This window comes from Phenylobacterium sp. (genome assembly GCF_036264965.1).
Classification (GTDB): Bacteria; Pseudomonadota; Alphaproteobacteria; order Caulobacterales; family Caulobacteraceae; genus Phenylobacterium.
Genome location: NZ_DATAPY010000075.1, coordinates 1 through 21,450, shown reverse-complemented (window position 1 = coordinate 21,450; position 21,450 = coordinate 1). Strand labels below are relative to the sequence as shown.

At 67.9% G+C, this 21,450-nt stretch carries 18 protein-coding genes and 1 tRNA gene; 9 read left to right on the top strand and 10 right to left on the bottom strand.

Features of this window, described 5'->3' with window-relative positions; translation table 11 throughout:
* Positions 1 to 88: 88 nt before the first annotated feature.
* Positions 89 to 1,381, bottom strand: coding sequence for a dicarboxylate/amino acid:cation symporter (locus VHS75_RS10110; protein WP_329638490.1), 1,293 nt, complete (start codon positions 1,379 to 1,381; stop codon positions 89 to 91).
* Between the two features lie 147 nt (positions 1,382 to 1,528).
* Between VHS75_RS10110 and VHS75_RS10105 the strand changes: the two genes are divergently transcribed.
* Together VHS75_RS10105 and msrA are read left to right on the top strand one after the other, a co-directional pair.
* A tRNA-Arg gene (locus VHS75_RS10105) sits at positions 1,529 to 1,605 on the top strand.
* A 100-nt stretch (positions 1,606 to 1,705) separates the two neighbouring features.
* Positions 1,706 to 2,221, top strand: a complete 516-nt coding sequence (gene msrA, locus VHS75_RS10100; protein ID WP_329638489.1) for a peptide-methionine (S)-S-oxide reductase MsrA — start codon at positions 1,706 to 1,708, stop codon at positions 2,219 to 2,221.
* A 23-nt stretch (positions 2,222 to 2,244) separates the two neighbouring features.
* Here the strand turns inward: msrA and VHS75_RS10095 are convergent, their stop codons facing one another.
* Positions 2,245 to 3,531, bottom strand: coding sequence for an OmpP1/FadL family transporter (locus tag VHS75_RS10095; protein ID WP_329638488.1), 1,287 nt, complete (start codon positions 3,529 to 3,531; stop codon positions 2,245 to 2,247).
* Positions 3,532 to 3,689: 158 nt separating this feature from the next.
* On the opposite strand from VHS75_RS10095, the gene VHS75_RS10090 reads away from it, so the two are divergent.
* The 3 genes from VHS75_RS10090 to VHS75_RS10080 all read left to right on the top strand — a co-directional run bounded on the left by VHS75_RS10090 (position 3,690) and on the right by VHS75_RS10080 (position 7,817).
* A complete protein-coding gene (locus VHS75_RS10090) occupies positions 3,690 to 4,775 on the top strand; it encodes a serine hydrolase (RefSeq protein ID WP_329638487.1) in 1,086 nt (361 codons plus the stop codon).
* Positions 4,776 to 4,780: 5 nt separating this feature from the next.
* Complete coding sequence (locus tag VHS75_RS10085) at positions 4,781 to 5,443, top strand: TetR/AcrR family transcriptional regulator (protein ID WP_329638486.1); 663 nt, start codon at positions 4,781 to 4,783, stop codon at positions 5,441 to 5,443.
* Between the two features lie 145 nt (positions 5,444 to 5,588).
* A complete protein-coding gene (locus VHS75_RS10080) occupies positions 5,589 to 7,817 on the top strand; it encodes a TonB-dependent receptor (protein WP_329638485.1) in 2,229 nt (742 codons plus the stop codon).
* A 77-nt stretch (positions 7,818 to 7,894) separates the two neighbouring features.
* Here the strand turns inward: VHS75_RS10080 and VHS75_RS10075 are convergent, their stop codons facing one another.
* Positions 7,895 to 8,518 (bottom strand): TetR/AcrR family transcriptional regulator, encoded by a 624-nt coding sequence (locus VHS75_RS10075; protein WP_329638484.1) that lies wholly within the window; start codon positions 8,516 to 8,518, stop codon positions 7,895 to 7,897.
* 157 nt (positions 8,519 to 8,675) lie between these two features.
* Here VHS75_RS10075 and VHS75_RS10070 point away from each other — a divergent pair, with 157 nt between their 5' ends.
* Positions 8,676 to 9,284 carry a HupE/UreJ family protein gene (locus tag VHS75_RS10070; RefSeq protein ID WP_329638483.1) on the top strand — a complete coding sequence of 203 codons (609 nt, stop codon included), beginning with the start codon at positions 8,676 to 8,678 and terminating at the stop codon, positions 9,282 to 9,284.
* Here the strand turns inward: VHS75_RS10070 and VHS75_RS10065 are convergent.
* From VHS75_RS10065 to VHS75_RS10035, 7 genes are all read right to left on the bottom strand, one after another.
* Positions 9,281 to 11,233: a DUF3604 domain-containing protein gene (locus tag VHS75_RS10065; protein WP_329638482.1), complete on the bottom strand. Its 1,953-nt coding sequence runs from the start codon at positions 11,231 to 11,233 to the stop codon at positions 9,281 to 9,283. The two genes, VHS75_RS10070 and VHS75_RS10065, sit on opposite strands and share 4 nt — an antisense overlap.
* A gap of 26 nt (positions 11,234 to 11,259) precedes the next feature.
* Entirely contained in the window at positions 11,260 to 11,883 is a 624-nt protein-coding gene (locus tag VHS75_RS10060; protein ID WP_329638481.1) for a hypothetical protein, read from the bottom strand.
* Positions 11,883 to 12,890, bottom strand: coding sequence for a HupE/UreJ family protein (locus VHS75_RS10055; RefSeq protein WP_329638480.1), 1,008 nt, complete (start codon positions 12,888 to 12,890; stop codon positions 11,883 to 11,885). The genes VHS75_RS10060 and VHS75_RS10055 overlap by 1 nt, the downstream gene beginning before the upstream one ends.
* Positions 12,887 to 13,717, bottom strand: a complete 831-nt coding sequence (locus tag VHS75_RS10050) for a peptidylprolyl isomerase (protein WP_329638479.1) — start codon at positions 13,715 to 13,717, stop codon at positions 12,887 to 12,889. Before VHS75_RS10050 ends, VHS75_RS10055 begins: the two co-directional genes overlap by 4 nt.
* 270 nt (positions 13,718 to 13,987) lie before the next feature.
* Positions 13,988 to 14,659: a TetR/AcrR family transcriptional regulator gene (locus VHS75_RS10045; protein ID WP_329638478.1), complete on the bottom strand. Its 672-nt coding sequence runs from the start codon at positions 14,657 to 14,659 to the stop codon at positions 13,988 to 13,990.
* Between the two features lie 183 nt (positions 14,660 to 14,842).
* Positions 14,843 to 17,188 carry a TonB-dependent receptor gene (locus VHS75_RS10040; RefSeq protein ID WP_329638477.1) on the bottom strand — a complete coding sequence of 782 codons (2,346 nt, stop codon included), beginning with the start codon at positions 17,186 to 17,188 and terminating at the stop codon, positions 14,843 to 14,845.
* A gap of 124 nt (positions 17,189 to 17,312) precedes the next feature.
* Positions 17,313 to 19,268 carry a DUF3604 domain-containing protein gene (locus VHS75_RS10035; protein WP_329638476.1) on the bottom strand — a complete coding sequence of 652 codons (1,956 nt, stop codon included), beginning with the start codon at positions 19,266 to 19,268 and terminating at the stop codon, positions 17,313 to 17,315.
* 142 nt (positions 19,269 to 19,410) lie between these two features.
* On the opposite strand from VHS75_RS10035, the gene VHS75_RS10030 reads away from it, so the two are divergent.
* The 3 genes from VHS75_RS10030 to VHS75_RS10020 form a co-directional block, all read left to right on the top strand.
* The gene (locus VHS75_RS10030; RefSeq protein WP_329638475.1) at positions 19,411 to 20,439 is read left to right on the top strand and encodes a glutathione S-transferase C-terminal domain-containing protein; all 1,029 of its coding nucleotides are present in this window, start codon (positions 19,411 to 19,413) and stop codon (positions 20,437 to 20,439) included.
* A gap of 127 nt (positions 20,440 to 20,566) precedes the next feature.
* On the top strand, positions 20,567 to 20,929 hold the full coding sequence (locus VHS75_RS10025; protein WP_329638474.1) for a response regulator: 363 nt from the start codon (positions 20,567 to 20,569) through the stop codon (positions 20,927 to 20,929).
* Positions 20,907 to 21,450 (top strand): PAS domain-containing protein (locus VHS75_RS10020; RefSeq protein WP_329638473.1); only part of this gene is annotated, 544 nt, incomplete at its 3' end. The genes VHS75_RS10025 and VHS75_RS10020, both read left to right, overlap by 23 nt.

The following is a 21,450-nucleotide window of genomic DNA, read 5'->3' as shown; positions in this document are numbered from 1 at the left end:
CGTTCCGTCCGCTCGCCGGACCCGCACAGCGTCGTCCAGCGTGACGCGCCAACTCCCGATCCCGTGAGAGGGCGGGCGCTCTTCCATCCTAGGCCAGAGGCATTTCGAGCAGCGCCTCGGGATCGCCGCCGGGGCCGCGGTCCAGTTCGGCCCTCAGCTTGTCGCGGTCGAGGTCGCCTTCCCACCGGGCGATGACCAGGGTCCCGATGCCGTTGCCGATGAAGTTGGTGAGCGCCCGGCACTGGCTCATGAAGCGGTCGACGCCGAGCAGCAGGCCGAGGGCGGCGATCGGCAGGTCGGGGATCACCGCCAGCGTGGCGGCCAGAGTTATGAAGCCCGCGCCGGAGACGCCGCTGGCGCCCTTCGAGGTCAGCATGGCCACGCCCAGCAGGGTCAGCTCCTGCTGCCAGGTCAGGTGGATATTGGTCGCCTGGGCCAGGAACAAGGTGGCCAGCGTCATGTAGATGTTGGTGCCGTCGAGGTTGAAGCTGTAGCCGGTCGGCACCACCAGACCGACCGTGGTCTTGCCCGCGCCCAACCGCTGCAGCTTGGCGATGATCAGCGGCAGGGCCGCCTCCGACGACGAGGCGCCCAGCACGATCAAGAGCTCCTCGCGGATGTAGCGCAGGAACTTCAGCACCGAGAAACCGCTCAGCGCCGCGACCGCGCCCAGCACGATCAGCACGAAGAGCGCGCTGGTCAGGTAGAAGGTCCCCACCAGGGCGCCGAGGTTCCGCAGTGAGGCGACCCCGAACTTGCCGATGGTGTAGGCCATGGCCCCGAAAGCGCCGATCGGCGCCAGGCGCACGATCACCCCGATGATGCCGAAGAACACCTGGGCGATGCCGTCCAGGACCCCGGCCGTCTTGATCCCGAATTCGCCCATCTTGGTGCAGGCGAAGCCGGTCAGCACCGCGATCACCAGCACCTGCAGCAGGTCGCCGTTGGCAAAGGCGCCCAGGAAGGTGTCCGGGATCAGGTGCATCAGATAGTCGACCACACCCTGGCCGTGGGCGGCCTTGGCGGCGTAGTCGGCGACCGCCTTGGGATCCAGCGTCGCCGGGTTGATGTTGAAGCCCTGGCCCGGATGCAGGAGCTCGCCGACGCCCAGGCCCACCGCCAGGGCGAAGGTGGACATCACCTCGAAATAGACCAGCGTGCGCACGCCCAGCCGGCCGACCGCCTTCAGGTCGCCCATGTGGGCGATGCCCGCGGCCACGGTGCAGAAGATCACCGGCGCCACGGCCATCTTCACCAGCTTGACGAAGGCGTCGCCCAGCGGCTTCAGCGAGGCGCCGAACACCGGCCAGATCGCGCCCACGATGAGCCCGAGCGCCACGGCGACCAGCACCTGCACCCAGAGCTCGCGAAAGATCTTCATCGGCCCGACTCTCCCACGAGGCGACGCCGCCCGGGGGGCAAGCTAGGGTGCGCGGTCAAGCCGGGCAATCGTCCACTGGCGCGGCGGGCGCCCGCGGCGCGAAAGGCTTGGCGCCTGCCTCAACGCGTGGCATCGGTCGCCCCGCGTGGCCTCGTAGCTCAGCCGGATAGAGCAGGGCTTTCCTAAAGCCAAGGTCGGGGGTTCGAGTCCCTCCGAGGCCGCCATGGACCCGCGCGTTAAAAACGTGCGTCGTCGAGGCGGATGGGTTCAACATGGGGAGGCAATCCCTATGTGGGTCGGGACCTATCGCAAAGGAATCCATTCATGGCCGCGAAAACCGAAACCGCGATCCTCGCCGGCGGATGCTTCTGGGGGGTGCAGGACCTGTTGCGGCGCTATCCCGGGGTGCTTTCCACCCAGGTGGGCTATTCCGGCGGCGAGGTCCCCAACGCCACCTATCGCAACCACGGAAACCACGCCGAGGCGATCGAGATCGTCTTCGATCCGGCCATCATCTCGTTCCGGCGGCTGCTGGAGTTCTTCTTCCAGATCCACGACCCGACGACGCTGAACCGCCAGGGCAATGACCTGGGCGCCAGCTATCGCTCGGCGATCTTCTACACCAGCGAAGAGCAGAAGCGCGTGGCGCTGGACACCATCGCCGACGTGGACGCCTCGGGCCTGTGGCCCGGTAAGGTCGTGACCGAGGTCACCGCCGCGGGGCCGTTCTGGGAGGCCGAGCCGGAGCACCAGGACTACCTGGAGCGCATCCCCAACGGCTACACCTGCCACTTCATCCGTCCGGACTGGAAGCTGCCGGTGCGCGCCGCGGCCCAGTAGCCGCGGCGGCCACGCCCGACGGCTTAGAAGGCGGTGTGCATGCCCACCGCCAGCACCAGTCCCTGGCCCTCGACGCCGCCACGCAACGCCGTGGCCACCGCCGCCGGCGTGCCGCCATAGAAGACCGAGTCGTGGTGGATCGAGCTGTTGGCGAAGTCGATGTAGGAGACCGCCGCGTCGACCTTGATCGCCGGGGTCACCTGGGCGGTCGCGCCGGCGCTGAGCAGCCAGCGGTTGCTGTCCGGCACACGGGCGGTGCGTTCGGCGCCGGGCGTCGGCGTCGGGTCATACTGGACGCCGGCCCGCAGGGTGAGCTTGGGGTTGAGCGCGTAGTCCACGCCCACCGCGCCGGTGGTGGTGTCCTTGTAGTTCTGGGCGAGGCTCTGACTGCCGGCGGCGGTGCGGATGTCGATGGCGTCGAACTCGCTCCAGCCGAAGCGCTGGATCTGGCCATCGAGGGTCAGCTTGTCGGTCAGGCGGTAGCGGGCGCCCACGGTGGCGATCCAGGGCGTCGTGAAGTTGGCCGAACCGTCGACGACGGCGTTGGCCCCCGCCAGCGGCCCGAGCAGGCCGCCCACGAACAGGTGGCCGTGCAGGTCGTGCGCCATGGCCGAGCGATAGCTCGCCCCCAGCGACCAGCGGTCGACGTGCGCCTGGGCGCCCAGGGTGTAGCCATAGTTCCAACCGTCGCCGCTCAGCTGGTTCACGCCATCAGGCAGCAACGGCGACAGGTTCGGGCTGGCGGTCTGCAGCTTGGCGTTGGTGTACTCGGCGTCGACGCCCACGCCCAGATCGAGCCAGTCGGTCGCCTTCATCGCGCCGGTGAGCTGCAGGTCCGTGGTGGTCAGACGGGTGTCCAGCGCGTCATACCGCGCCCAGGAATTGCGGTCGTACTTGGTGGTGAAGTTGTAGGGCGCCGTCAGCGACACGCCCACGGCGAAGCGATCGCCGATCGGGGTCGAGATCGCGAAGGACGGGGCGACGCCGCTCTGGATGGGATCGGACGCCTTGCCGACGCCGCTGACCGGCAGGGTCACGCCGCCCGGATATCTAATTGTCGAATTATCGTTGGTGACCTTGGACGACACCAGCACGCCGCTGACCCCGACATAGGCCTCCCGCGGGGACGAGGCGATGGACGCCGGATTCCACCACAGCGAGGCCGGGCCCTGGTCGGCGACCTCGCCCGAATAGGCGCGCCCCGTCCCGACAACTGACTGCTCCTGCAGATAGAAGCCGGCCGCGTGGGCCTGGGCGGAAATGGCGAGAAGGGCCGCACCGGAGAGCGCGAGCGTGCGGAGTGAGCGCATGGGAGGATCCTGAAATCACCGAGGCGAACATGGCCTGGGTCCGTTAGATGGCGTCGCCGATCCGGAATTAAAGCGGCGGCCAGACCATGGCTTGCGCGATGCGCGGCAAGCTGATGATATTGACCGAACGGTCGGTAAGCACCTGGGGGAACGAGGCCATGATCACCCGACGCGAGACGGTAGGGTCCCTGTTGCTCGGCGCGGCGATGGGCGCCGGGGCCGCTGCGGCGGCGACCGAATACTGGCCGACCCTGACCGGCTGGGACGCCATCGACCCCGCCGCCGCCGGTTTCGATCCGCAGAAGCTGGGCGCGGCGCTGGATGCGGCCATGGCCGACCGCAGCTCCGACATCCTGGTGCTGCGCGGCGGCAAGATCGTCGCCGAACGCTATGCCGCGGACGGCGCTGTCGACCGCAAACAGCAGATCGCGTCGGCGGCCAAGAGCATGGTCTCGGTGCTGGTGGGCGTCTGCATTGACCAGGGCAAGATCAAGTCCGTCAATCAGAGCGCGGCCGACTTCATCGCGCCCTGGCGCGGGACGCCGAAGGCGGCGATCACCATCCGCCATCTGCTGACCATGACCAGCGGCCTGGACGACAAAGGCCTGGCGCTGCGCGGGATCACCGGCGACCAGTTGGCGATCAATGCCGCGGCGCCGCAGATGGCGCCGCCCGGAACCCGCTGGGCCTACCAGACGGCGGTGTTCCACCTGCTCTATCACGTGGTCGCCCACGCCGCCGGCGAGCCCTTCGAGGCCTTCGCGACGCGCAACCTGACCGGCCCGCTCGGCATGCAGCACACCGACTGGGTGACCAGCCCCGGCCAGGGCGCGAACGGGCCGGTGACCAACTACTACACCGCTGCCTGCTCGGGCCGCGATCTGGCGCGCTTCGGCCTCATGGCGCTGCGCGGCGGGCGCTGGGCCGGCAAGCAGATGGTCAGCGCCAGCTACCTCAAACAGGCTACATCGCCCTCGCAGCCGCTCAATCCGGCTTACGGCTTCCTGTGGTGGGAGAACGCCAAGCCCGGATTCGGCGCTGAGGAGGCCGTGCGCGGAACCGCCGAGCTGCGGTTCGATGGCTCGCCGCCCGACACCTTCGCGGCCCTGGGGGCCGGCGTCCAGGCGGTGCTGGTCGTGCCCTCCCTCGACCTGATCGTCATCCGCCAGGGACAGGCGCCTGGCCCGAAGATGCTGCCGGCCCTGCTGGCCTCGACGTGCGCGGCCATCCGCCGGCCGGCCTGAGGGCGGTGAAGGCTCCCACGCTCCGCGCCCGCTCGCCCCGGCCCGGCAAGCGCGGGGCGACCGCGCTGGGCGTCGACCGGCAGCGGCAGATCTTCGTCGCCGCCTCCAAGCTGTTCGTCGAGAAGGGCTTCGACGGCGCCTCGATGAGCGACATCGCCGAGGCGGTGCAGATCACCAAGCCCGGCCTCTATCACTTCGTCGACAGCAAGGAGGACCTGCTGTTCACGATCGTCAGCTTCGGCATGGACCGGCTGGACATCGACGTGATCGAGCCGGCGCGGCAGGAGCCCGATCCGCTGAAACGCCTGGCGCTCATCGTGCGCAACCACGCCATGAACGTGGGCCGGATCACCACCGACATCGGCAGCCCGCTGTCCATTGTGGTCGACGAGACCTCGGGCCTTGGCGCGGAGAACCGCCGGGCGGTCGACGCGCGCAAGCGGGCCTATTTCGAGCTGCTACGCTGTACGCTGGACCGTCTGGAGACGGACGGAAAGCTGCGGGAGGGCGTCGACGCCACCGCGGCGGCGTTCAGCATCATCGGGGCGGTGATGTGGATCGCGCGCTGGCGCAAGGCGGACGGACGGCTGTCGATCGAGGAGGTCGCCGATCAACTCACCCGGATTGTGCTGCGGGGTCTGCTGCGCCCGGAGGTTGAATCCGCCTGAGCGTACCGAACGGCGCCATTTGGTCGCTTGTGAGACGACAAAATCGCTCCTAGGGTACGGACCGACCGGTCGGTAGATTTCCGATCCAAAGACTGATGAGAGGTGTGACGGCGCCGCCGATCACGCCCTAGCAAGGGGAAACGTGATGAGAAGGCTCCTTTTGGGATTCGCCTCCGTGGCGGCGCTGACCGCGGCCGGCGGCTCCGTCGCCCAGGCCCAACAATCCACCACCGCCGCAGCCGGCGCCGGCGACGCCACTTCGGTGGGCGAGCTGGTGGTCACCGCGCGCAAGCGCACCGAGCGCCTGCGCGACGTGCCGATCGCCGCCAGCGTGATCGGCTCGCTGGACATCGACCAGCGCGGCGGCCTGCAGGGCGTGAAGGATCTTGTCACCTCGATCCCTAGCGTGGCCTTCGGCGACACCTCGACGCCGCTGACCTCGGAGATTTCGATCCGCGGTTCGGGCACCAGCCGCGGCACGAGCGCCGACTCCGGCGTCGGCCTCTATCGCGACGGCGCCTATGTCGGAGGCGGCGCCCAGGGCGGCCGCACCTACAGCCGCTTCGACCTGTTCGACGCCAGCCAGATCGAGGTGCTGCGCGGCACCCAGGGCGCGCTCTACGGCCGCGACGCGGTCGGCGGCGCGATCAACATCATCACCGCGCGCCCGACTGGGACCGAGTCCGGCTACGTCTCGGTGAAGGCCGGCAATAAGGAGTTCACCGAAATCGAGGCGGTGATCAACCACCCGCTGACCGACCACCTGTCCCTGCGCCTCAGCGCCGACGTCATGGGCCAGCCGAAGGGCTTCTATTACAACCCCGATCTGAACGCCTACATCGACGCCCAGTCGACCCACGCCTACCGTGGCCAGCTGCAATATGAGAACGGCAAGTTCGACGCCAACCTGATGGTCGAGCACACCAATGACCGCTATCCGGCGCTGAACCTTCAGCTCTACGTCTATCCCAACGCCACCGAGCCGAACGGCATCTTCATCCAGCCCAAGTTCTCGCGTCCGCACAACTTCATGGACTACGACACCGACACGGTGAACGACGTCGAGTTCACGTCACACTACAAGTTCGACATCGGCACCCTGACCTGGATCTCGCTGTACCGGGACCGCAAGGACATCCAGCAGTTCGACAACGACCTGCTGGACCCCGGGCTGGCGGCGCAGATTGTCGCCGACGGCCTGCTGGCCAAGGGCGCGGCGCTCGGCGAGATCAACGGCTCCCAGCAGAACCACGGCCATACCAAGAGCTTCAACCAGGAACTCTACATCTCGGGCGACATCGGCACGCAGTGGAAGTGGCTGGCCGGCGCGGAATATCTGCACCTCGATGACACCGACACCATCACCGCGACGCGCACGCCGACCAAGGCCAATCCCTCGACCGGCACGGTCTCGCCCTCGGCGCAGAAGCTGAATTCCTGGGCGGCCTACGGCAGCCTCGAGTACGACTTCACCAGCCAGCTCAGCGTTACGGGCGAGCTGCGCTACACCAACGACGACAAGACCTTCACCGCCAACCAGTTCGACTTCGGCACCGGCGTCGCCACCGCCGGCAAGCTGGTCAACGCCAGCTTCAGTCCCAGCAACACCTCGTACGACGTGACAGCGGCCTACAAGTTCTCGCCGGAATGGATGGGCTACGCCAAGGTCGGCACGGGCTTCCGGGCCGGCGGGTTCAACTCGAACCTTGGCATTCCGCAGCAGCCGATTCCGATTCCCGTCAGCTACGGTAACGAAAACACGACCTCCTACGAGATCGGCGCCAAGGGCAACATCATCCGCCAGATCTATGTCACCGCGGCCGCCTACTACACCGACGTCGACAACCTGATCATCCAGACGGACAACGGCTGCAAGGCGACCAATCCGGTGTGCCCGGTCGCCCAGACTAACTTCGCCACCGACGGTGGCCGGGCCTGGATCCGCGGCCTGGAGGCGGAGGCCACGATCAGCTTCCACCCGCTGGGCGGGGACCTCTCGGGAACCTTCGGCGCCTCGACGCAGGAGGGAAAGATCACCAGCGGCGTGTTCAACGGCGATATGCCGCCGCAGCTGCCGCACTACCTGACCTCAATGGACATGAACTACAGCCACCCGGCGCCTTACGACTCCACGGGCTTCGTGAACCTGGTCTACAGTGGCCGTTTCGGCGGGGTGCAGGAGATCGCCCAGACGCCGAAGCTGCACCAGTATCAGCTGTTCAACACCCGCTTCGGCGTCCGCAAGGGCCGCGTCGAGGCCGCCGCCTTCGTCAACAATCTCTTCAACACCACCTACATCGATTTTGAGGCCTCGACCGCCCGGCGCTGGAGCGAGCCCCGGACCTACGGCGCCCAGCTGATCTACAAGTGGTGAGCGCGCGCCGACCGTTTGCGGCCGCCTAGCGCCCCGGGGTTCAGGCATCCTCTCGGCCTGGACCCCGACTCTCCGAGTTAGTCCTTCAGGACCCCGTGCAGCGCCAGCGCGACGATACTATCCGCCACCGCGGCGGCGGACAGCCGCCCGCCGGGCCGGCGCCAGCGGTTGGTCCACATGACCATGCCGATGATCGAAAAGGCGCTCACAGTGGGATCGAGGCCGTCGGCAAGCCGGCCCTCGGCCTTGAGCTCGTCCAGGGCGCCGCGGATCACCTCGAACACCTGGCGCAGCCGGCCTTCCATCTGCGATCGGCGCTCGTCGCTGAGACCGATCAGGTTCTCCACCAGGGCGGTGACGGGATTGCCGACGTCGGTCTCCACATGACTGATGTTGTCGACGTGCAGGCGGATCATGGCCGCCAGCCGGGCCTCCGGATCCTTGATCGCCCGCGCGGGCTCGATCACCTCGCGTTCCAGCCGCTCGACGCCGTCGTCGACGATGGCGGAAAGCAGCTCCTCCTTGCTCTCCACGAAGTGGTAGAGGCCCGGCTTGGTCAGGCCGACGGCGTCGGCGATGTCCTGCATCGAGGTCCCGTCATAGCCCTGCTGGACGAACAGGCGCGAAGCCGCCAGCCGGATCTGCCGCTGCCTGGCGACGCCCTTCTCGGGTCTCGAAGTCGTCCGGGGCGCCGTCGCCATTCTGTAAAGGTCTCCAGTGGTTTGCCGCAGCTTCAGCCGAGGTAACAAAGGTGCGCCAGGATGGACAGCCATTCAGCGTTTCGCAAGTGATCGGGGCTTGCGCCGAGCCCCTCCATGTTCACAGTCGCGCAGGGCGCCATCGTTGTCGGAGCGTATCTTGAACCGGACCAGATTCAGCGATCTGACCACCCTCGCGGCGCTGGCCTTGCTGGCGTTCGTCGTGCCGGGCGCCGCCAGCGCCCACATCGTCCAGGGCGAGGCCGTGGGCTTCGTCAGCGGCTTCAGGCACCCGATCTCCGGCCTCGACCACATCGTCGCCATGGTGGCCGTGGGCCTGTGGGGCGCGCAGCTCGGGCGGCCGGCCATCTGGCTCCTGCCGGTGACCTTTCCGCTGGTGATGGCCTTCGGCGGATTCCTGGGCTTGATCGGCGTCCACCTGCCGGGCAGCGAGATCGCGATCGCGCTGTCGGGGGTCTGCCTGGGTGCGGCCGTGCTTGCTGAGCTGAAGCCGCCGCTGTGGGCCGCGGCGATCCTGGTCGGGGTCTTCGGCCTCTTCCACGGCTACGCCCACGGCGCCGAATTGCCCCCCGGCGACAACGCCCTGCTCTACAGCCTGGGCTTCGTCCTCGCGACCGGCTTGCTGCACGCCAGCGGTATCGCGCTCGGCCTCGTCCATCGCTGGCCGTGGGGCCGCGTGGCGCTGCGCGGAACCGGCGCCGCGATCATGTCCTGCGGCGCCTTCTTCCTCTGGACGGCCCTGACCTAGCCCTTCTTCGGCGGCGTGAACCAGATCGGCGAGGACCAGGCGCGCTCCTGGATGGTGGCCGGCGCCTTGGCCGGGATCGGCAGGTGGTTGGCGATCGCCAGGTGCGTCGTCCACCGCGCCGTCGGGATCTCCAGCACGCGGGCGTAGTAGACCGCCGGCACCTTCGGATCGAAGGTCGGATCGCGCCACTCGCCAGCCAGCATGGTCGAGCCGATGGTGTTGGCGGTCTTGCCCGTCGTCAGGTCCACGGTGTTGCCCACCGCGGGCGCCTTGCCGGTCTTGGGGTCCGCCTTGCGGCCGCCCGACAACGCCACATCGAAGACCTTTTCCTTGTAGGTCTTGCCGTCCAGCCAGACCTTGATGATCTGGGCGCGGTCGAGGTTGGCCCCGTCCGGATCCTTCATCGCCTGCAGGACGAAGCGCGGCGCCTTGCCGCCCGCCGCGGCCGGCAGGTCGGAGCCCATGGGCACGCCCTCGGCGTAGGCTTCCTTGACCCAGTCGGTCTTGCTGATCAGCGACGGAGCTAGGTCGAAGCCGCCGAACATCCGCACCCGGATGCGGGTGCCGGTGGTGGCGAAGGTCTCCTTGCGCCTCAGGGCCGCGAAGATCGAGGCGCGTGTGTTCTCCTCGGCCCAGACGCCGGTGATCGAGGCGCCGGCAAACTGTAGCGGATCGTTCTCCCGCTGCCCGTTCGGACGCACGCCCACCTCGCCTTCGGCGCGCGCCATGCCCAGCGCGGTGCGCGCGCCGGGGCCGGACGGCAGCATGGTGTGCTTGTCCAGGCCGCTGATGCGCCCGGCGAAGCTGTCCTCGTCGCTGACGCTCAGGCCGTTGTGGAGGTCCGAGGCCCCGACGATGCCCATCTTGAAGGGGTTGGCGCCTACCTGCGACAGGACCACCAAGCCGCGGCCAAAGGCCTCGCGGACATAGGAGCCGTGCTGGTTGGGTGAGGTCTCGCCCTTATAGACCCGGTCCATGATCTCGAAGTTGGCGAACTCGTCGTTGGGCGACAGCTCCGGCGTGGTGTCGGATGTGCCCTTGGTCTGGGCGATCTCCACCAGCGGTTCGTTGAGGGCGCGGTTCTGGGCGTAGGCCTCGTCGATGGGCCGGCCGTCGGACATGTTCCAGTCGAAGTCGCGGCCGTCGCTGAGGTTCGAGTTGTGCGGGATGGCCAGCACGTCGATGCCCTGCTTGCGCACCGAGTTCAGATATTTCCAGAGGTCTTCCGGCTTGTTGGAATCCACGGCGGTGAAGGGGTTCGGCGCGTGGTCGGAGTTGAAGATCACATTGCGGTGCATGTGGATGCCCTGGCCCGGCGAGGAGGTCCATTCGTAGGCGACGAAGGTGGTGAACTTGCCGGGCTGGTAGTTGGCGTTGGCGGCCTTCATCTCGACGGTCCAGCCGTCCGCGGCCTTGGCGGCCTCCTTCATGATCGGCGGGGTCTCGCCGCCGCCCTCGACGTGCAGCATCTGGCCGGCCTTGAAGAAGGCCTGTTGGCCGCCCTTGCCGAGTTCCTTGCCGATGTCCGATTGCGAGAAGGCGCTGTTGGGATCGTCGAGCTGGGTCATGGCGCCCAGGTATTCGGAGTGGTCGGTGACCGCGGTGAAGTCCAGCGGCCAGGCGCGGCGCGCCGGGACGGCGGCGGTCGCCTTGATGCCCTGTTCGATGGCCACCTGGCTGGCCGGCACCATGATCGTCTCGCCACGGGCGAACTTGTAGGCCTGGTCGGGCGTGACCTTGGTGCCGAAGGTCCAGGCGTCGAAGGACATCACCGTGTGCAGATGCAGCTCGCCGAAGAAGGCGCGGCGGCCGGCCGGATCGACCTTCAGGGTCGCCGCGGCCGCCTTGCCGGCCCCGACCTCCGTCTGGGTGAGCGCGCTGCGGGTGAAGGCCGCCGTCGCGGCCAGGGCGACCAGCGCCGTGGTGATCCAAAGTCCGCGATATTTCATCGGAGGCTCCCTACTGGTTTTCTTGCTTATGAACCGGTGACACGCGCGCCGTAGCGCCAGACCCAGCCAGCCAGCAGCAGGCCGGATGCGGCCAGCCAGCTGCCGCTCACCCTGACCGCGATCACCATCCAGGCGCGGGTCAAGGGCAGGGTCAGCGAGGTGGCGATGGCGAAGACGACGAAGACGCTGGCGGCCATGCCGGCCAGACTGGCGACATGCGGCAGGCTCGGCGCGACGCCGGAAAGATCCGCCGCGCCGCGCAGGGCGCCCAGCGCCCCCGCTGCGACTACGCTGCCCCAGCGCGGCAGATCGAGATTGGCCGCCAGGCCGCCGCCTATGCCTAAGAACATCACCGCTGTAGCCGCCGAGATGACGGCTGGCGGCGCCGCGAGGCCTGCGAGCGCCAAGAGCCCCCCGGCCAGCCAGGCGAGCGGCAGCACGGCCAGCAGAAGCCGCACGGTCGCCGGCCCCCGCAGGCCCGCGAGGAAGGCGAGCGCGACGGCGGGAAGATAGTCTTCCGGGCTCAGGCCGAAATGGGTGATCCCATCGTAGATCGGGCCCATGCCCGTGGCGACCAGGTGCGCCTGAGCGACGCCCGGCGCGGCGGCGGCGATGGCTAGGGCCGCGAGGACAAGGCGGCGGGCGCCCATCAGTTGGCTCCCAGGACGATAGCGCTGTGCTGGAAGGTCCACATCGCGCCGAGCGCGCCGATGGCGTAAGCCGGCAGGGCCGCGACCGGACGGGGCCAGGAAAGCTGCATCAGCCGGAACGACCGGATCAACGCCAGCACCACGCCCAGGAACGCCAGCTGGCCGATCTCGACGCCGACGTTGAACAGCGCCAGCGCGCCCAGCAGAGCGCCCTTGTCCAGGCCCAGCGTCGAGAGGCCGTTGGCGAAGCCCATGCCGTGCAACAGGCCGAAGGCGAAGGCCACGATCCAGGGATAGCGGATGGTCAGGCTGGTCCCGCCGCGCGCCGCACGGATCGCCTCCGGCGCCACGAACAGGATGGAAAGCGCGATCAGCGCGTTCAGCACCGGCGTCGAGAGCTGGATATGGCCCAGCGTCGCCGCGGCAAGCGTGATGCTGTGCGCCACGGTGAAGGCGCTCACCGTCTTCACCAGCGTCCAGCGGTCGCGCACGATCAGGAGCAGGCCCAGCACGAACAGCAGGTGGTCTGGCCCCGTCAGGATGTGCTCGATTCCGAGCAGCAGGAAGGCCGAGACCGCCGTCGGCGCTCCGGCCTTGAGGTCGATGCGGAACTGCGGCGCCTCGGGCCGCACGATGGTGTCGACGCCTTCGCCGTTCTTCAGCCGGATCCGGACAAAGACGTCGGTGATGGTGTCCTGCAGACCGTCGATGGAAACGGTGCGCCCCTGCAGCGGCAAGGGCCCCGGGGCCTGGAAGGTCCACTGCCGGATCAGGAAGCCGCCGGTGGCGTACTGGTCGGCCGGCGGCTGGTCCAGCCAGCCGTTGGAGAGGTGCGGGACCAGGTGGATCGCCACATCGCCCATCACCGGCTGCTTCCAGATCGCCGTGTAGGTCGAGGGGCCCGTCTGATCGATCTCCAGGTAGGCCGGACGCACCTCGTGGGCGACAGCCGAGCGGGCGTCCATCAGGCCGAACAGCAGCGCGAGCGCGAGCCACAACCGCTTCATGGCGCGGCCTTGCGGTCGGCGCGCACGATGGTGAACCGTTTGGCGATCTGGTCGAAGGCGGCGGTGTTCGCCCCGTCCTGCGCGTCCTGCAGATCGTCGCTGCGCACCCGGTCGCGGACATCGGCCAGCGGCGGCCGGGTCGGCGCATCACGGTTGGCGACATAGAGCAGGTGCCAGCCGTAGGCCGAACGATACGGGCCGCTCCAGCGTCCGGCCGGCGCGGTGAAGACGGCGCCTGAGAAGTCGGTGTGGCCGAACAGGCGCTCCACCTGCTCGGGCTCGAAGGCCGAGAAGTCGTAGAGGTCGGGGAAGGCGTCGCCGCGCTCCGGCGCGCGGGTCACGCCCGCCGGGATCTTCGCCAGGACCGCCTTGGCGCGCGCCTGAGCGGCGGCGTCGCCGTCCGGCCCGACCGCGAAGAAGATATGGCTGAACGCGGCGCGAGAAGGCGCGGCGTAGTGGTCGGCGTGGGCGGCATAGTAGGCCTGCAGTTGCGCGTCCGTCGGCTCGGCCGGCGCGTGCAGGTTCTGCATCAAGAACTGCTCCTTCTGCACCACCCGGCGTCGCACGATCTCGTCATCCTGATCGAGCTTCAGGGCCCGGCCCTGGCGGAACAGCATCTCGTCGTGCAGGTCGGTCTCGATCAGCTGTTCGAGCGTCGCCGGATCCGGCGGCGTCCCGAACTGCAGCGCGTAGCTGCGCGAGAGCTGCGCCACATGGGCGGGCGTCACCTCGATGCGATAGATGTCGGTGCGCGTCTGGTAGCTGCGCCCCGCCAGGAACAGCAGGAAGCCCAGCACGACGAAATGGAACAGCGGCTCCTTCAGCACGCGCAGCAGCCAAGGGCGCGCGTCGTGGGTGTGGGCGCCAACCTCAGGGGCCGCGGAAGGTCTGTTGATATCGATCTTGATGACCCAGCCGCCTCAGATGTTCGACGGACGCACCGGACCGCGCGCCCACGTGTCGTGCTGCAGATCGACCAAGGTTCCCGCCCCATCGTGGGGCATGTTCGCCCTCGTCACCCTGAATCCTATGACCTTCTCCGCGCCGATGACAGACAGGCGTCCGCGCATTCCGTATCGCGAAACAACCCCGTGCAGTCAGGGCTTGGGTTTCGGCGACTCCAGGCCCAGATAGCGGAACAGCATCAACGCCAGCTCGTCGTGCAGGCGCGGGTCCTCGACGGCGAACGGCCCGGGCCCATGGAGCATGGCGCTGATGATCTGGCCGTGCAGCATGCGCATCGCCAGATGGGCGCGGTTGGCGAGCGCCGGATCGTCAGGCGCCGCGCCGCGCTGGCGCAGAAGATCGACGATGCGGTTGGCCTCCAGGATCTCGATCCGGCGCATCGGCGGCCAGACGTCGTGGCCCCTCAGGCTGAGTTCGAAGAGGGCGCGGTAGTAGCCCTCGATGCCCTTCATGGTCCGCGCGGTGTTGCGCACCAGACGAACGAACACCTGCTGCAGCGGGTCGGTCCGGCAGGCAGGGTCGTCGAAGAAGCGGGCGATATTCACCTCGCCGTGCGCGGCCATGTCGGTCTGCAGGGAGAGGAAGAACGCCTCCTTGTCCTGGAAGCGCCGATAGAAGCTGCCCACCGAGCAGCCGGCCCGCTTGGCGATGTCGGCCACGTGGGCCTGCCAGAAACCCTTCTCCGCGAAGACCCGCTCGCCGGCCTTCAGCAGGCGGTCGCGCTGCTGGCGGCTACGCTGCTGATAGGCGGGTTTGGCCCACGCTGGATCGCTGGCTTCCGTGCGCGGCTCCCCCAAATCCATCAACGAGTCCCCGCCTGCCTCAAGGTCAGCCTTAGCACGCGCGGCTTCGGAATCCGCGTCAAGTCCCGACCAGACCGCGGGCGATTTTGGGGGCGGTTTCGCCATCTTCTGCGCCGGGTCCTGCCGTCCTTGCGTCGCGGGGCGATGCGTCCGGCCGGATGCGGCCGGACGCGCAGCGAGGGGTCAATGCTTGACGGTCAGCTCGACGCCGTAGGTGCGGGGCGTTCCGTACCAGCCGAAGAAGCCCTGCGCGCCCAGGGTCCCGCCGCCGCTGACCAACCCGCCAAGAGGCTCGGCGGCCGAGGCCACGTAGTAGGCCTTGTTGGCCAGGTTGCGGCCGAACAGCGAGACCTTCCAGTTGCCGGATTCCGATCCGACGCCGATCCGCAGGTTGAGCAGCGAATAGGCCCCCTGCAGCGAGCGCGGATCGAGGGTGCCGTCCTCCAGCTGTTTGGCCTGATAGGTCACGCTGCCGTTGACGAAACCGTCCAGTCCGGTCGAGCCCAGCGGCGCGTCCCAATTCGCTGAAAGGCTGCCCGAGGAAGCGGGGTTATAAGCCGGCCGCAGGCCGGTGTAGTTGCAGGTGCCCGGCTTCACGCCATCCGGCGTGCGGCCCGTATAGCATTGGGCCGAGGGATAGTTGGTGAACTTGGCGTCGTTGACCTGCCCGCTGGCGGCGATGGTCAGGTGCTCGATCGGCGCCCATTGCAGATCGACCTCCAGGCCATCGACGCGACGGTCGCCGGCGTTGCCGACAATGAAGCCGATCCCGGTCAACGGGTTCAGCGTCGATTCCTGGAAGCCGTTCAGCTTCATCCGATAGACGTCGGCGTTCAGCAGCACCTTGCGGTCGAAGAAGGTCGACTTGATCCCGGCCTCATAGGTGGTCGAGTTCTCGGGATTGAACGCCAGCGGCGTGCCGGCCGCGGTCTGGCGGGCGTTGAAGCCGCCGTCCTTGAAGCCGGTGGCCGCAACCACATAGGCCATCACGCCGTGGGTGACGTCGTACTGGCTGCCCCCCGACCAGGTCAGCTTGTGGTCTTCGCGGCTGAGCGGCTGCACGGGGTTGATCAGGAACGACGCCTTGAAGGCGGCGGACGCGCCGGGGTTGTCGGCGCTGGCCGTCACCGCGTCCTTCTTGTCGTTCGAGTAGCGCAGGCCGCCGGTCACCCGCCACGCATCGGTGACATGGAAGGTCGCCTGACCGAACGCCGCGGCGCTCTTGGTGGTCTGGTTATAGAAATAGAAGGTGTTGTCGCCGGGCGTGATCTTGCCGGTCGCGCCGGGGAAGACGCGGTTGGCGCCGACGTGGGCGGTAAAGCCGTTCTGGTAGTCCACAGTCTCGCGGAACAGGTAGATGCCGCCCAGGTATTCCAGGCGTTGGCCGGTGGGCGAGGCGATCCGCAGTTCCTCGCTGTAGCTCAGCGTCTTCAGCGGCTGCGGACCGGTGCCGACGTCGATCGGCAACCCGTCGGCCGACAGCACCTTGATGTTGTCGTAGAACTCGTTGAACGCGGTGATCGAGGTCAGCGTATGGCCGCCCAGCACCTTGAAATCGACCTGGCCGGAGACGCCGTAGATCTGGGTGACGTCGTTGCCGACCGTCTCGTCATCGACGGTGAAGTCCAGGGTCGAGAACTTGGTGAAAGGATGGCCCGCAGCGACCATCGCGGCCAGGAAGCCCGGCGTGGCGATGCCCAGCGGGCCCGTCGGATTGATCGGCTCGCCGGTGCAGCAATGCGACTGCAGGCGGGTGTAGTAGCCGATGAAATTGGCAGTGACGTCGTCGGTCGGGGTCCACTTGATCCGGCCGCGCACGCCCTCCTGCTCGCCATCATTGGTGCGCGAGCCGTCAAACAGGTTCTTCTCATAGCCGTCGTGGGAGTTCACCCAGGCGCTGAGGCGGCCGTTCAGGTTCTCGGCGATCGCACCGCCGACGTAGCCCGACAGGTGATATTCGCTGAAGTTGCCGACGCCGGCGGTGAGCCCCGCCTCGGGCGTCGCGGTCGGGTCGCGGGTCACGATGTTGATCGCGCCCACCGGCGTGTTGCGGCCGTAGAGCGTGCCCTGCGGACCGCGCAGGACCTCGATCGAGGCGATGTCCTGGATGTTCGACTGGATCGGGCCGGCCGCCGGCATGAAGACGCCGTCCAGGAAGATGCCGACGCTGGGCTCGATGCCCGGGTTGGTGCCCGACGAGCCGATGCCGCGGATCAGGATGGTGGTGTTGCGGTTGTTGTTGGCTGACGACAGCTGCACGCTCGGCATCTGCCGCGCGACGCCGTCGAAGGAGACGATGCCCTGGCGCTCGAGGTTGGCGCCGCTGAAGGCCGACACCGACATCGGCACGTCCTGCAGGTCCTGCGAGCGCTTGGCCGCCGTGACGATCAGGGTCTCGACCTCATTGGCGCTGGCGGTGGCGGCCGCATTGGTCGGCGTCGCCGCCTGGGCGTGGGCGAGGCCCGGCGCGGCCATGACGACAAGCGAGGCGCCAAGCAACAGGCTTCGGGTGAGCGCGGAAGTGGTCATGAGGTCCCCCTATGAAGGCGTTCCGTTCGTCTAGACGCGAACGTGAATTCCGCTTCAGCATCCGCCCGGCTGCAAGAGCTGTCAACCGGAACCGAGACTCATGTTTTGGAGCGTGTCGCGGGCGCTAGCGGCGCTGGGGACCTGCGAGCTGCGCCACCTTCGCGCCCGGCGGCGTGAACCAGATCGGCGAGCCCCAGGCGCGTTCCTGGATGGTCTTATCGCGGTTGGGCGGGAACGGCAGATGCCGCTTGATCGCCAGCAGCGTGGTCCAGCGCGGCGTCGGGATCTCCAGCACGCGCACGTAGTAGACGGCCGGACGGGCCGCATCGAACTCCGGATCGCGCCAGACGGTCTGCAGCACCGGCGCGCCGATGGTGTTCGTATATTTGCCGGTCTTCAGATCGACCGTGTCGCCCACCCTCGGCGCCTTGCCAGTCTTCGGATCGACCTTGCGGCCGCCGGACAGCGCCACGTCGAAGACCTTTTCCTTGTAACCATCGCCGTCCAGCCAGACCTTGACCATCTGCACCCGGTCGAGGTTGCCGCTCTCGGGCGCCTTCATCGCCTGGACGATGAAGCTGGGGGCCTTGGCGCCCGCGGGCCGGGCCGACAGGTCGCCGCCCATCGGCGTGCCGCCGGCGTAGGCCTTGGCAACCCAGTCGGGCTTGGCCAGCATCGCCGGCGTGAATGACCAGCCGCCGAACGCCCGCACGCGGATGCGCGGCCCCGAGGTGGCGAAGGTCTCCTTGCGCTTCAGCGCCGCGAAGATCGCCTCGCGGGTGTTCTGCTCCGCCCAGACGCCGGTCAGGCCGGCCGACGAAAAGATCGTCTGGTCCTCATTCTGGTGCTCGCCGCCGCTGGCCTCGGCCTGTTCGTCGATCAGCGCCGGGGTTGGCACGAGATTCAGCCGGTGTTTGGCCGCCTCGACGTCGGGCAACATGGTGTTCGGATCGATGCCGAACGGCCCGCCGGCCATGGCGTTCTCGTCGCTGGCGCTCAGCCCGTTATGGATGTCCGAGGCCCCGACCACGCCCATCTTGTAGGGGTTCACGCCGACCTTCTGCAGGATCACCAGGCCGCGGCCGAAGGCCTCGCGGATGTAGCTGCCGTGCGACTTGCTTTTCTCTTCGGGATGGGTGAGCAGGTGGTCGAAGATCTCGAAATTGGCGAACTCGTCGGAGGACGACAGCTCGGGATTGGTCTCCGACTGGCCCTTGTTCTGGGCGATCTCAGTGAGGGGCTCATTGAGCGCGCGGCGCTGGGCATAGGCCTCGTCGATCGGCCGCCCGGCGCTGTCGTTCCAGTCGTACATCAGCCCGCCGGAAACGTTGCCGTTGTGCGGAATGGCCAGGGCCTCGACGCCTGAGGCGCGGTTCTTCTCCAAGTAGGTCCAGAGGTCCTCCGGCTTCGGCGAGTCCGCCGAGGTGAAGGGCAGCGGCGCGTCGTCGCCCTTGAAGATCACGTTGCGGTGCAGGTTGTAGCGGCCCTGGTTCATCGACGACCATTCGTAGGCGATGAAGGTCGTGAACTTGCCCGGCTGGTAATTGCCGTTGGCCGCCTGCTTTTCGACATCCCAGGCATTCTTCATGGCCGGCTTGGCGTTGAGCTCCGGGATCGGCGTGCGCTTATCGACCGCGTTCTTGAGGATGTAGAAAGCCGAGGCCGGATCCTTGGCGATCCGCTTGCCGATGTCGCTGAGCGAGAAGGTGTTCGGCGGATGATCCAGCTGGTTCATCACCCCCATGTTCTCCGAGTGGTCGGTGACCGCCGCGAAGTCGAGCGGCCAGGCGCGGTGGGCGTGGGTCGACCCGAACGGAATGGTCTCGCCGCGGGCGAACTTCAGAGCCTGGTCCGGCGTCGTCTTGGTGCCCATCAGGCTCCAGGCGTCGAAGGAATAGGCGGTGTGCAGGTGCAGTTCGCCGAAGTAGGCGCGGCGGCCCGCGGGTGCGGCGGCCTGAGCGGCTGGCGGGTGCGCCTTGAGCTTCACCACCGGATCGGCCTGGGCCGAGCAGCCGGCGATGAACAGCGTCGTGGCCATGAGCGCCCAGCGGCCCTCGCGTTCGCCCATCCGCGCACCCATGATGTTCTCCTCCCGATTTGACCCGCGGCTCTGACGGCCGCCGAAGTTCCGCTTGAACGGAACCGGAATTTCAGTTCACTTAATCCTGAAGCGCGCCCGCCTGTCAACGCGGCGGCGACGGCAGAATCCGAGGTAGCAGGCCATGACCGAACCGTCCCTGATCACGCTGAAAGGTGTGCCCGGCTCACCGTACACCCGCAAGATGCTGGCGCTGCTGCGCTACCGGCGCCTGCCCTACCGGCTGATCATGGGTTCGCACGACGCCAAGGGCCTGCCGGCCCCGAAGGTCAGCCTGTTGCCGACGTTCTTCTTCCCGGACGCCAACGGCGAACTGCAGGCGGTGACCGATTCCTCGCCCATCCTGCGGCGGCTGGATGCGGAATACCCGGCGCGCCGCGTGCGGCCCGCCGACCCGGCGCTGGCCTTCCTCGACTCCCTGCTGGAAGACTACGGCGACGAGTGGCTGACCAAGGCCATGTTCCACTATCGCTGGGCCTATGCAGCCGACATCAAACGGGCGTCCGACGTCCTGCCGAACTGGGCGCGGGGGCCGCTGTCCGACGCCGCCCTGGCCGAGGCCGGAAGCGTCTTCGCGGCGCGCCAGATCCCGCGCCTGCGCTATGTCGGCTCCAACGAGATCACCGGCCCGGTGATCGAGGCCAGCTACATGCGCTTCCTCGACGCCTTCGAGGCCCACCTGAAGACGAACGCCTTCCTGCTGGGCGCGCGGCCGGGCGGCGGCGATTTCGGGGTCCTGGGCCAGCTCACCCAGCTCGCCCTGTTCGACCCGACGCCCATGGCGATCACCGCCGAGCGCGCGCCGCGGGTGTTCGCCTGGGTGAGCGGCGCGGAGGACCTGTCGGGCCTTGAGCCCGCGGAGTCCGACTGGTTTTCGCCCGCCGCGCTTCCCGCGACGCTGACAGCGATCCTGGCCGAGGTGGGCCGCGTCCATGCGCCCCTGCTGATCGCCAACGCCAAGGCGGTGCAGGCCGGCGCCGCGCAGGTCGAAACCGAGATCGACGGCCAGCCCTGGGTGCAGCAGCCATTCCCCTATCAGGCCAAGTGCCTGATGTGGCTGCGTGAGGAGTTCGCCGCCCTCAGCCCCAGCGAACGGGCCAGCGTCGCCGCAGTGTTGGCGGACGCCGGATGCGAGGGCCTGATCGCGGCCTGACCACGCCGAAGAACCAGCCCTCGGAACCAAATGCGGATTGGGGCGTTGCGTCGTCGGCGCGGAAAACCAGGGGTGTGCGTCGGGAGGCCTTTGCCATCTTATTGCATGCACGCCGTACGGTATCGTGATGGCGACCATCCTGGTCGTTGAGGACGAAGTGTTCATCCGCCAAAGCGCTGAATGGGCGATCGAGGATCTTGGGCACACGCCCTTGATGGCCGGCGACTTGGCCGGCGCCCTGGCGCATCTGTCGTCGGCGGGGCCCATCGACGCGATGTTTGTCGACATCCGGCTTCACGCCTTGGCGTTCGGGGGCTTCGACATCGCCGACCAGGCCATCCGAATGCGACCGAACCTGCGGGTGCTCTACACCTCCGGCACGCCGCTGAACGACGACATGACCCGACGCTTCGTCGAGGGGGCCCTGTTCATCCAGAAACCCTACTCCCCGGCAGAACTCGGATTTCGTGTGGGAGAGCTGTTACACTAGCCGCGGAAATGCGTCGCAGCGCCGACGACGCCTCCTGCGTAGATTCGAATTAGGAAACCCCATCGGGATTTCAAAGACCAAGCCGGCCGCCGCCCATCGCCGGACCGAGGAGTCGATCGTCAAGGCCAGCGCCCTGCAGAGCGCGATCTTCAACAGCGCCAACTTTTCCAGCATCGCCACCGACGCCAAGGGCGTGATCCAGATCTTCAACGTCGGCGCGGAGCGGATGCTGGGCTTCACCGCCGCGGAGGTGATGAACACGGTGACGCCCGCCGACATCTCCGATCCCAAGGAGCTTATCGCGCGGGCGCGGGCGCTCAGCGTCGAGCTCGGCACCCCCATCGAGCCCGGCTTCGAAGCCCTGGTGTTCAAAGCGTCGCGCGGCATCGAGGACATCTACGAGCTGACCTATATCCGCAAGGACGGCACCCGCTTCCCGGCGGTGGTCTCGGTGACAGCCCTGCGCGATGCGCAGGAGTCCATCATCGGCTATCTGCTGATCGGCACCGACAATACGGCGC